General features: G+C 53.7%; 10 protein-coding genes. 5 read left to right on the plus strand and 5 right to left on the minus strand.

Annotated features, from left to right (window positions below):
- Positions 1–81 precede the first annotated feature (81 nt).
- Complete coding sequence (locus JUJ53_RS11215; RefSeq protein ID WP_204152099.1) at positions 82–606, plus strand: hypothetical protein; 525 nt, start codon at positions 82–84, stop codon at positions 604–606.
- Complete coding sequence (locus JUJ53_RS11220) at positions 603–1,133, plus strand: NUDIX hydrolase (protein ID WP_204152100.1); 531 nt, start codon at positions 603–605, stop codon at positions 1,131–1,133. Before JUJ53_RS11215 ends, JUJ53_RS11220 begins: the two co-directional genes overlap by 4 nt.
- 52 nt (positions 1,134–1,185) lie before the next feature.
- Here JUJ53_RS11220 and JUJ53_RS11225 read toward each other — a convergent pair whose 3' ends face one another.
- The 4 genes from JUJ53_RS11225 to JUJ53_RS11240 form a co-directional block, all read right to left on the minus strand.
- Positions 1,186–1,554, minus strand: coding sequence for a cupin domain-containing protein (locus JUJ53_RS11225; RefSeq protein ID WP_204152101.1), 369 nt, complete (start codon positions 1,552–1,554; stop codon positions 1,186–1,188).
- A 194-nt stretch (positions 1,555–1,748) separates the two neighbouring features.
- Positions 1,749–2,564 (minus strand): WecB/TagA/CpsF family glycosyltransferase, encoded by an 816-nt coding sequence (locus tag JUJ53_RS11230; RefSeq protein ID WP_239124982.1) that lies wholly within the window; start codon positions 2,562–2,564, stop codon positions 1,749–1,751.
- Between the two features lie 324 nt (positions 2,565–2,888).
- Positions 2,889–4,478, minus strand: a complete 1,590-nt coding sequence (locus JUJ53_RS11235) for a sensor domain-containing diguanylate cyclase (RefSeq protein WP_204152102.1) — start codon at positions 4,476–4,478, stop codon at positions 2,889–2,891.
- A 260-nt stretch (positions 4,479–4,738) separates the two neighbouring features.
- Positions 4,739–6,022, minus strand: a complete 1,284-nt coding sequence (locus JUJ53_RS11240; protein WP_204152103.1) for an MFS transporter — start codon at positions 6,020–6,022, stop codon at positions 4,739–4,741.
- A gap of 155 nt (positions 6,023–6,177) precedes the next feature.
- Here JUJ53_RS11240 and JUJ53_RS11245 point away from each other — a divergent pair, with 155 nt between their 5' ends.
- The 3 genes from JUJ53_RS11245 (at position 6,178) to JUJ53_RS11255 (ending at position 9,688) form a co-directional block, all read left to right on the plus strand.
- Positions 6,178–6,621: a DUF2996 domain-containing protein gene (locus tag JUJ53_RS11245; RefSeq protein ID WP_204152104.1), complete on the plus strand. Its 444-nt coding sequence runs from the start codon at positions 6,178–6,180 to the stop codon at positions 6,619–6,621.
- 1,198 nt (positions 6,622–7,819) lie between these two features.
- Positions 7,820–9,211 (plus strand): chromosomal replication initiator protein DnaA, encoded by a 1,392-nt coding sequence (gene dnaA / locus JUJ53_RS11250; RefSeq protein ID WP_204152105.1) that lies wholly within the window; start codon positions 7,820–7,822, stop codon positions 9,209–9,211.
- 39 nt (positions 9,212–9,250) lie between these two features.
- Positions 9,251–9,688, plus strand: coding sequence for a DUF4079 domain-containing protein (locus JUJ53_RS11255; protein WP_204152106.1), 438 nt, complete (start codon positions 9,251–9,253; stop codon positions 9,686–9,688).
- On the opposite strand, the gene JUJ53_RS11260 is transcribed toward JUJ53_RS11255, so the two are convergent.
- A complete protein-coding gene (locus JUJ53_RS11260; protein WP_204152107.1) occupies positions 9,685–11,565 on the minus strand; it encodes an ATP-binding protein in 1,881 nt (626 codons plus the stop codon). The genes JUJ53_RS11255 and JUJ53_RS11260 overlap by 4 nt on opposite strands.
- Positions 11,566–11,789: the final 224 nt, after the last annotated feature.

Raw genomic sequence — 11,789 nt, forward strand, 5'->3', positions numbered from 1 at the left:
GACCAGCCTATTCTGAATCCAGAGACATTATGGATGTCTCGTGTTCACCGTAGGTTGAGAGTTCATCATAGGTTCAGAGCGATGCAGGCAAAAACTATTTGGCAACTGGGCAGCAGCAATCCCGACAATGCCAACCATTTTGCAGAAATTAGCGATTGGTGGGCCGATTTGCACGATCAAGATATTTCTTGGAAACAACGGCTGATCCAGCCCACCCACGACCTTCATAACCTCAACTGGGAGCCCCAGCGGTTTGATGAAACCTTTCGGGTGACGCATCCCCAGGTACGAGGTATTACGCTGTATTGGCAAAAATCCAAGGTGGAAGGGGAGCGCAACATCACGCCCCAGCGCTTGGAGTTAGATAATTTACGGCAAGAACTCTATATCTATCCCAAAACCCAAAATGAAGTGGTGATCCAGGTGGCGCTTCCTGAGGTTGTTTACCAGGTGATTGAGCTTAAGTTTCCCCAAACCGGTGTCACCCACGATTTAGATAAGACTGTCCTAACCCTCAAGGATGAGTCCCAGCGGGTGGTGGTGAAGGCCATTCTTAGTCCCAATACCATCAGCCAACTGAAACAACACCTGAATGAGCCGAAATGACCGATCCCGAGTGGCAGGTGGGCGATCGCTTTGTCGATCTATCAACGTCTTGGTTTCACTTAATTGGCGAACATATCCAGGCGGGCGATCGCCTCCTCGACTACTGGCGTATCGAAAAAGCCGACTCGCTGATTGTGTTACCTATCCAGGGCGATCGTATCTTACTGCCGCCGCCGATGTATCGTCCTGGTCTGGGCGCTGAAACCTGGGACTTTCCCGGTGGCCGCTGTCCTCAGGGTAGCGATCGCCCAACCGTAGCGGCTGAGGTTCTGAGGCGAGAATTAGGGATAGCTCCAGAAGCGATCGCCCGGCTTCAGTCTCTGAATTCTAAGGGCTGGGCCGTGAATAGCTCCTTTTCCAATCAAGTTCTCTACAGTTTTGTCGCTCACCTCCAAGAAGGAACAGCCCCTCAAATCGGTAAAAGCTACGAGATAAGTCGCGCTGGGATTTCTGTTTTGCTGGCTGATCTGACCTGCCTACAGTGCCGTGCCGTGTTATTGGATTGGTGGTGCAGCCAAGCTGTTTGAGTCTAGAGCGATGCCTGCTCAAGGCCGATATCCTGTGATATCTGCACTTATCTTATTTTTGGGCTTGATGAGGAAAGGACATTTCAAGAACGACACATCCAATATCGGTTTTGAAGGGCCCATGCACTTCTCCAGGCGGTCTGCTGGCATAATGACCACGTTCCAACCACATATCAAAGGCTTGGTCATAGAGACGACCGCTGACGATAAAGATCTCTTCAGGATAGTTATGGGATTTGCTGCCAGCCTTCGCTGTATCAGCGCCAGGATGAAACCTCGTTAACCGGGTATAGTTACCGGTTTCTTGATCAATGCTGAGGGTGAGTTCTTCAACGAGGTTGTCTAATCCTTGGATCGGCTGCCATTGCCCTTGGTTTTCTAGAAGGAGTGGATTCCAGTAGGTGCTCGTAGATTTCGGCATAGTTCTTGATGAACAGCGACACCACTATCATCCAACGTTTATCGTCTCATTTAGCAACGCCGCGCATGTTTGATTGGAGCGATCGCCTCCTATCTCCTATCCTTCGAACCGATCAGGGCTCAGTGGGATAGTTTAGGACTCCTCTGCAACGATCCAATCATCATCGATGGAGAAGAGTCCTTTGCTTAGAAGTCCTACAGTTTGATGGTGTGTGGCGCTTTATAGAGATGGAGTTTTTGCTGGAGAATCAGCCAGCCAAACGGCACCAAGTCATCCACAAGATAGCGTTTCCAGAGACGCTGGGGCTCAGAAAGCAGGCGATAGATCCACTCAATCCCCAAGTTGCTAATCCAAGCTGGGGCGCGGGAGGTTTTGCCAGCTTCAAAATCAATCGTGGCCCCGATCGCCAAAAATAGCTTGACGTTGGGCATTTGGTCTTTGTATTTGTGGATCCACTTTTCCTGCTTGGGTGCGCCCACGCCCACGGCTAGAACCGTTGCGCCAGACTCATTCACGAGTTGAATAATCTGCTGGCACTCATCTTCTCGTTTCTCAAACCCAAAGCTGGGCGAATGGGCAGCCACCACGAGTTCACGTCCGGCTTTGGCGTTGATGTTTTTCTGCGCCGTAGCCGCAACGCCCTCGGCAGCTCCTAGGAGAAAGATGGTCACCTCGTCGTCGTCTTTGTAATGGTTATAAAAGGCTGGGAAAAGGTCGGAGCCAGAAATACGTTCTTTGATGGGCGTACCTAGGAAACGAGACACGTAGAACAAGGTCTGGCTATCGCAAGTGCGGTAGTTAGCTGCGCTATAGACGTCGCAAAAATCTTGATCGCGCTGCAGCTTGACGACGTGGTCTACATTGGGGGTTACCACGACTCCCCCCTGCTTTAGCTTCGGCAGCAGTTCCTCCATCGAGAGGTTGTCGATGGGGACATTGAGGAGCATGACCCGCTCCATCACGTTAGAGGGGGAGTAGTCGGCGGAGCGATCGTCCTTGCTGATAACCATAGGGATGTGATTAGAAACGTCTATATGCGAAAGATGGAGCTATTGCTATGGGGAGATCTGATGTAAGGTCTCCACTACAATGATTGATAGAGCAAGGTTTGAGATGGAATGGCAGTCTTGTAGGGGATACCCAATCCTTGACTGGGTGTGACAGATTATTGATCTAGATTGAGCACGCTGAGATGCTTTGGGGACAAGCCTTGGGGCCATCCTACAGACCGCCCACACCCTAGTATTAGGGACTCGGTATCTATCCAAAGACTGTTTCGCATAGGGTACCCACCTAGGCTAATAAAATGCACAGCTTGCTGCCTCAAATCATGATCATCGGTCGGGTGTTGGTGGATGATTGGCGGGATGGAGTTGATGGCCAATGACACAGTTGCGTCCTTGATATTTAGCTTCGGCGATCGCTCGGGTGGCTCGCTCTAAAACGTCCATGGCATGGCGATCGCGGGCAGGCTGCTGCTGGGCAACCCCAAAACTGGCTGTAACTGTCAAGGCACCCACGGAGGTTTTAATCGGCGTGGCGCTAATGGCCCAGCGCAGGCGTTCGGCAACGCCAATGGCCGCAGAAAGCGGGGCTTCGGGCAACAAAACAGCAAACTCTTCACCGCCGTAGCGATAGGCTGGGGTGCCTTGGCGAAGCTGTCTGCGCAGGCGTTCTGCCACTTGGCATAGTACCTCATCACCAATGGCGTAGCCGTGGACATCGTTGACGAGCTTGAAATAGTCTAGGTCACACAGAATCAGGCTAAAGGGGGGGCGCACAAACCACATGGCGCGGTTGCTGAAATGGGTCAACTCTTGCTCTAGGCAGGGGCGGGTCATCAAATGGGTGAGGGAATCTTGACGATCGCTGAGGGGTTGCACCTCGATGGGCATGGGTGGGCTAGGGGGTTCGTGGCAGAGTCCTAGGTAGTTTTGGGTATGCACGAGGGCGATCGCTACCTGGTTTGCCACTTGGCGCAGGGCCTGCAGTTGGTCTACGGAGTAGGTTTGATGGGGAGAATCGGCCAGGAGGGCGATCGCCCCAAAGAGGTCTTCTTGTACGGAGACAGGAATGATCAGCAGGGAACCGGCACCGGCTTTACTCATCCAGTCAGACAGGTCTTCTAGGTCTAGGCTCGGCTCCGTGAAGTGTAGGTAGGATGCACCGCCTTGCTCTAGGGCATCCAGGGCCAAGTCCCAGTCTTCTCGGCACAGGGACGGTAGGTCGCAGGATTGGTGGGGTGCCGTCCATACCGATAGCAGATCGGCGGAAGCCTGGCGGAAATCAATCAGCAGGGCGCGATTGCTGCCCATGACTACCCCCAATTCTGCCATTACTCGATCCACCACCTGGTCGGGATCAAGACTAGAGTTGAGCAGTTGATTAATGCCGCTGACGAGGGCAATGTAGCGATGGGCCTGATCGGCTTGATGGCGATGGAGCAGGGCCAGGTAGGCTAGATAGGTTTGTCGTGCCAAACAGGTGAAGGCGGCCAGGGTCTGCGGTGACTCATCAGCCCAGGCAGTTGGCGGATCGGAGTCTGGCGCTGGGCGATGGAGCCGGAGGATGAACTGGGGTAGGGTCGCTGCCCCAGCAGGGGCAGCTGGAATTGCGATAGGAATCATGCCATCTCCTGTGATCGGATCCAGGGAAGGATTTACCTGGGGTGACAACCACTGGGGCCAGTCGGCATGGCGGCCTTGATAAAGCGCAGGTTGGTGAGGTTCTGAAGATGTATCTGTCGTTTGCTGGTGAGCCCAAACATGGACACCTGTCGATCCATCAGCGGCGGCGATTCCAATGGATGCATGAAGGCCGTAGTCCTCTGCCAGGGTCTGGATGAGGGTGGAAATTAATGCTGTCGGCGCGATCGCTTCATGAACGGCCTGCACAAGCCAGGCCTCAAGGGGAGTCGTGTTCATAGCCTTCTCTCTCAGACAACAGAGCTTAGGGGTAGCCCATCTGCATAGGTTTAGGATGCCCTGCAAGTCCTATGACGATGGCATGTCGGAATGGTTGATGATGGAGATGGGACATACACGCGCGGCGGACATCTCCTGATGTCTTGTTTGTGGCAATCCAGAGGCTTGCGCGCCGTACTAGCCAAGGGGCAGCGATCGCCGATAATCCTAGCCTAGATCAGAATCGCTAGACTGGGCAGACTAGATCCACTCTAGGCAAGCTAGGTTTTCTGAGCTTGAGACAGCAGGCGATCCAGCCAGAGCAGAATGGCGATCGCTCCCAAAACGCTCAAGGCGGAGCCCAGCCAAAATCCATCAATCACCCAGCGGTCTTGGTCGAGCACCCATCCTCCTAGGGTTGGGCCAATGAAATAGCCCACCGCCCAGCAGAGGGAGTTGATCGATAGGTAGACCCCCCGCAAGGCTTCAGGGGCGATCGCGACGACGAGGGCAGAGGCGGCTGGGGTGTAAGCATCGGTGGCGATCGCCATCACGGCCAATCCAGCCAGAGCCCATCCCAGCGCCAAGGTTGTGGTGACGCCGGTGAACCAAATCAACAGAAATCCTAGTCCCCAAAATAGAGCCGATCCAATCAACGCCCAGACGAGACCAAATCGCTTTAGACCACGGGCTATAGGCAGTTGGCAGAGGGCAGCGAGGACAATGTGCCAGGTGAACAGCAGGCTGATCATGGCTTCGGATAATCCCAGCACGCCATCAAAGGACACAAAGCGGCTGAAGTAGACCGGCAGCGTGCTCTGGACTTGCGCGAGATAGGTGGTAAACAGGATGTTGACGCCGGCATAGACTAACAGGGGGCGATCGCGCAGGGCAATGGCCCAGCCAGCAAAGAAGGAACGGCCCCGATCGGTATTACTTAACGTTTCAGCGATCGCCACATAGATCAAGACAAAAAAGATGGCATAGGACAGACCATCGATGACAAAGAGCAAGCGGTAGAGACCCGTTAGGGCAATCAATGCGCCGCCAAAAACCACGCCCAAGCTCAGACCCAAACTATCGGCCAGGCGCACAATGGCAAAGGCTTCATTGCGCTGCTCTGGGGTGACAATATCCGCCACCACGGCCTCTGTCGCTGGCCAATAGAGACCAATGCCGACTCCCATGAGTAAATTGCCGACGAGGAAGACCGGAAAATCATCGGCGATCGCCAAGGCCACATCAGCTAAGGCCGACACCGCCGCCGACCACAGCAGAGTAGAGCGCCGCCCCCAGCGGGGAGAGTCGGCCATCGATCCACCGACAATTCGCCCAACGATGCCCGCAATGGAGCCGCTGCCAATGCCGATCCCCACCATGGTGGCGGAGAGACCCACTTGGTTGACGAAGAAAATGGGGGCGTAGAACAGGGTGAAACCATTGCCCACTTGGGAGAGCAGGCGTCCTGCCGACAAGAGCCAAATCCGACGATCCAGCAGCGGTAAGCGAATGAGATGGGTCAAGGCATGAATCCATGCTTTTAAGATGGAAAAGAGACGTGGCATACGACGTAGTGCTGAACGGATTTGAAGTTGTTGACAGGGGCGATCGCCCTTAGGCAAGCATCGAGTCTTGAGGATACCCTGTAATGGTGAGGCACAATCTTGAATCAAACAGGATTAAGCCGTAAGCTAATGTTGAACTGCATGGGACCGACGCTATGTCAGACGATACTAAAACCACCCCAGCCAAGTCAGACGGTGCTAAGGCCAAGAAGGAGAAGCCACCTAAGCTAGAAGACAAACCCTTCGAGGAATTTATCACGCAACACTTCATGCCTAACCTCAAGGAAACGCTAGGTAATCAAGGCATTCAAGACATCGAACTATCGTTCGTTCAGGCACAGCTGCCGGTGAACGGGCTCAGCGATAGTCCAGACTGTTGGCAAGTGCTGGGCAACTGGGACAAGGGTCAGCGGCAATTTTCCATTGGCTTTTCCAAGCCTGATATTACCGCAGCCAAGTTTTTCTGCGCCGCCGATTCCAAGTCTCAGCCCAGCACCCTAGAGTCGTTCATGATTGATGAACGGCGGGTGACGCTTGATCTCATGGTGTTCTATACGGTGCAGCGCCTGAATGGACAAAAATGGCTAGCGCGTAATTAGACCAAGCTAGCCGGATCAGCCAGCCAAGAAAACCCCGTTACGACCGGGGTTTTCTTGACGTGGAAAGGTCGTAACGAGGCGGGCCGCAGTGGAGTGTAATCATGCTGCAACCTTCAGCGTGATCGTGCTGATCTCAGGGCAGGGCATTACAGCACGTCGGCAAGCGTGGCGCGCTCCTACGGGGCATACTCGATGTAGGGGCAAGTCAGCGATCGCCGATTTAGATCCGCAAGAGTGATCCGGACGGCTGTGTAGAGGACATGCAAAGGGCACTAGGTCATCAATACAGGGGTAGTGTCATGCCAGGCATCCGGGCAGCGGGAGAGACCTAGGGGTAGATTCCGCCGCCGTGATGAGGGATCGGTGCCGGGAAGGCAGGGGTAGGAATGACGGCAAGAATCCGCCAAGTGATCATTCCAAATTAGGGGTGCGGCTTGTTAAACTACTCATAACAGAACCGAGGATCATGCTCGGTTGATGCCTTGGCGGAGCATCTTTGAACTACTTAAACCTCCCAGCTTGTCAAGCGTTTAGGCGTATCGATTCATGAATGCGATCGCTTAAGAATTGATAAGAAAACGTTAACCCTTAATTTTCAATAAACCGATATTGCATCGTGCCTCAAGGCTTGTTTTGAGCCATTTCGCCCCTGTCAAGACCCGCTAAAATCACGACATATATATTTCGTATAACACTGGTATCCCATATCTAGTAGTCTAGTTAAGCCGCAGAGAGAGGGAATCCGGGTCTGGGCCACGATTGTGAGCCTGTTTTCGTCGTCCCACTCTTTGCTCCATGCGTATCATGATCGTCTCAGGCATGATCTTGATCGCCTCCAATACCTTGATGTGACGGGGAATGGGAGAGCGATCGCGTCAGTGCAACCTCAAGGGATCATCGTCTCACTCCCTCACCTCCCGACGGATGATCACGCGTCCTCAGTCCTTTAGCGTTTAGCAACCCCCATGAGTACGGCATCCACGCAAGTTAGAGACGTCTTAACCTCTCCTCACCCCGAACCATCCCCTAGGGGGTGGCGTGGCGATCGCCGAGTCAATCGCTTGGATCGGTTCTTTTTACGCCTTTAGACGCAACGGCGTCTCCCCTCATCGCCCCATCGTCTAGAGTCACCATCATCAAAAATGACAACCTCTTGGGTGCGGTTGCTCGTTTATCAGTCAACAGTAGAGGTTACACAGTGGAAATTGTGCTGGAACAATTCTGGAATCAGGTCTTAGAGCGGCTGCAGTTGCAGCTCAGTCGCCCTACCTTTGAGACCTGGATTAAAACGGCTACTGTTGAGACGCTGAGCGATGATTGCTTGGTGATCTGCACCCCGAATCCATTTGCGCGTAATTGGATTCAAAAGTACTACATCAAAACCATTGCTGATGTGGTTCACGATATTCTTGGGCACAGCATTGAGATCCATGTCACGGTGCAGCAGACGGGCGAGGTCATGAACAGCGAATCCCAGGGGGCTGCCATGTGGCCCAGCGCCACCGATACATCACCGCCCACGGAAGAACTGACCCTGAGCAGCCATCGGCTCAAGCAAACGGATCTGAATCCTAAGTACATCTTTTCGCGCTTCGTGGTCGGCTCCACGAACCGGATGGCCCATGCGGCATCCTTAGCGGTCGCCGAGTCTCCAGGGCGCGAATTTAACCCGCTGTTCCTCTGTGGCGGTGTTGGGCTGGGCAAGACGCACCTGATGCAGGCGATCGGGCATTACCGGCTTGAGAACCATCCCGATTCCAAGGTGTTCTATGTCTCCACTGAGCAGTTCACCAATGATCTCATTGCCGCGATTCGTAAGGACAGTATGCAAACCTTCCGGGAGCATTACCGGGCGGTAGATGTGCTATTGGTAGACGATATTCAGTTCATCGAGGGCAAGGAATATACTCAAGAGGAGTTTTTCCATACCTTCAATACCCTCCATGAAGCTGGCAAGCAGGTGGTGCTAGCCTCCGATCGCCCCCCTAATCACATTCCTCGCCTGCAGGAGCGGCTTTGTTCTCGCTTTTCCATGGGGCTGATTGCTGATATTCAACCGCCGGATCTAGAAACGCGGATGGCGATTCTGCAAAAGAAGGCAGAGTATGAAAATATGCGCCTGCCCCGAGAAGTGATTGAATATATTGCGTCTAACTACAAGTCCAACATTCGAGAACTGGAGGGGGCGCTGATTCGGGCGGTGGCCTATATTTCCATCTCGGGGCTGCCAATGACGGTGGAAAATATTGCGCCGGTACTCAGTCCACCTACGGAGAAGGTGGAAGCGACACCCGAATCGGTGATTGCAGCAGTGGCGGAAGCGTTTAATGTGTCCATTGATGACTTGAAGGGCAGCTCTCGCCGCCGAGAAATTAGCGTGGCGCGGCAGATCGCCATGTATTTGATGCGCCATCATACGGATCTAAGCCTGCCTAAGATTGGGGACGTGTTTGGCGGCAAAGACCATACAACGGTGATGTATAGCTGTGATAAAATCACCCAACTGCGACAAACGGATCCTGATATGGCGCGGAACCTGAGGGAATTGGGCGATCGCATTAATCTCAACAGTAATCGGTCACGGCTGTAGGCGATCGCTGCTGGGGCATAAGGAGGTACGACGACGACGATGGATCTACCTTCGTTTTTGTGGCTGTGGCGGATTGCGGCCTGGTCGATGGGGCTATCGGTGACGGCCTATGGAATCTTGGCACTCTCCGGGGGCTGGCTGCTGCTGGCGCGGCGGCAAAAGCGATCGCGTCCGGCTTGGCTGCGCCCCCTGCACTACACCATCGGCGGCATCTTGGTGACCCTAGTGCTGCTGCTGCTTTCGGTGGGCTTGCTGGGCACCGTGGGCTATTACGGTAATCTAGGTCATTCGGTGCATTTACCCGCCGGATTGACCGTAGTGGGGATCACCCTGCTGTCGGCTTGGAGCGCGACTCGCATCAGCCCTAAACGACCCTGGGCGCGATCGCTGCATGTGGGTTCGAATATTGCTTTACTAATCGGATTTTTGGCCGTTTCCTTAACAGGCTGGGACGTAGTGCAGAAATATTTACCCTAGTTCTCTCCGCTGCACGACGAGGCCGAATGACCGTGATCGGGTAACTCTAGGGGTAAGCTGACAATAAAGCGCACCCATGGTTCTCGACATTCTAGACAAACCTTACCGCCCAGATAGGCCGTTAACCGTTGGACGAGGGATAGCCCTAGCCCGGTACCCCCGTGGTTCCAGTGATCAGCATTAGGGATGCGATAGAACTTTTCAAAGACGCGATCGCGCTCATGGGGCAGAATCATCGATCCTGAGTTGCTGACGATAATGCAGACGCCGGTGCCTTGGCGCTGGGCGCTTAGCCGAATTTGCTCATGGGCACGGGTGTATTTGCAAGCATTGCGCAAGAGTTCCATGATGATGCGCTCTAGACCAGAAAGATCGGTGATCAAACTCGGCAAGTTAGCATCGACGTCTAGGGAAAAACGAATCTGTTGTCGTTGAATTTGTGGCTGGAGGGGTTCGATCAAGTGCGGCAACCAATGCTGGAGATGGACGACGGTTTTGATGATCATCATGGATTCTGCCTCCAATCGGGAGAGATCCAGCAGATCGTTAATCAGCCCAATTTCGCGATCAGATTCTGACTGAAGAATGGAAATATAGCGATGGATGCGAGGGCTGTGATGGCCTAAATCCATCGGTGATAGACTCAGCTCTAGCATTTCTGAGGCCATCTTGATGCTGGCGATGGGTGTGCGCAGTTCGTGGGAAACGGTGTTGAGAAAATCATCTTTGAGAGAACTCAATCGCTCCAGTTCCTTCACCTGCTGCTGGGCAGCTTGGTACAGTCGAGCCTGGCGGATGGCGATCGCACATTGATTGGTTACCTGCTGCACTAGGCGAATCTCGGAGGGGCTGAAGGGTAGACCAGGCTCCCGAATCAGCCAGATGTCGCCAATAGTGCCTTGGTCATCATAAATGGGCGCGACTAAAATGGTGGCCCAGCCGAGTAGGGTATGGCAGTCACAAAACTGAACGTATTGATGGGCCAGCAGTTGATGGTAGATGTGGGGAAACTCATCCATCTTCCAAATGGTGCCCAGTACGGAGTGGGAGCGATCGTGGGTGCAGTCATGCACCACGGTGGAAATCTGCTGTTCAGAATCGTAGCGACCGGTATTGCAACTGATCAAACCCAGACCTGCTGTCATGGATTCCACCACCACCTGGAGGATGTGCTGTTCATCCAAGCTGTCCCGCACGCGATCGGTAATCCGCTTCAGGAGGGCTTCAAACGCTAAGGCTTCCGTCAGTTCGCGGGTGCGCTGGTTCACCTGTTGTTCGAGAGAACTAATGAGCTGGCGATAGCGTTCTTCCGACGCCTGCAACTGCTGCTCCATGTGCTTGCGGGTGGTGATGTCTCGCTGGATGAGCACACAGCCTGTGAAGTGATCATCGGTGTTATACAGTCCCGTGCAGTTCACTTCAAAGAAGATGGGAGCACCGGTATCGAAGCGACGTTCTTCGGTTTCTTGGCACAACTGTCGCTGATTTAAAGAATGCCGCAGTAGAGTCTTGCCTTGCTCTGGATCATGGGCAAAGAAGTCACTCTGAGCCATACCCAGCATTTGACTTGTCGTCGCGCCATACTGCCGGAGTACGGCATCGTTGACCTCCACAACCTTGAGGTGGTGGTAAATTTCATCCAAGGTGCGATCGCAGGTTTGTTCTACATCCCAGGCCATGGGGCGATCGAGCTGCATCACCAAAATGCCATCGAGAGACTGGGCAAAAATTTGCCGGTAGTGGCATTGCTGACAGGTCGAGAGAGAGGACGCACAAGAGGAACAACCACCCTGGAGGAGTGCTGGCTGCTGCCCCTCAATCCTTGTGCTGGAAGGCTGGGAACAGGAATGGGGCAAGTTTGAGGGCGGGATGGACATAAACTCAGGGCTGAACAGCCGGCCAACTCATGGGGTTTAAGAAGATGATGTTGAAAGGCAACGCTTATGTCCTGGGTTAGGCAAACGAGGGGCTAGGGACATAGCATCAGGCTGGGATGATGATCAAATCGTGGTGGTAGATGTTGGCTGCTTGATTGATGACAACGGGCGATTGTTGACTCTATCTGGATCCTAGAAATCCTAGAGATATCGTCCTACAGTGG

It is taken from the genome of Leptolyngbya sp. CCY15150, from assembly GCF_016888135.1.
In the GTDB taxonomy this organism is placed as follows: Bacteria; Cyanobacteriota; Cyanobacteriia; order RECH01; family RECH01; genus RECH01.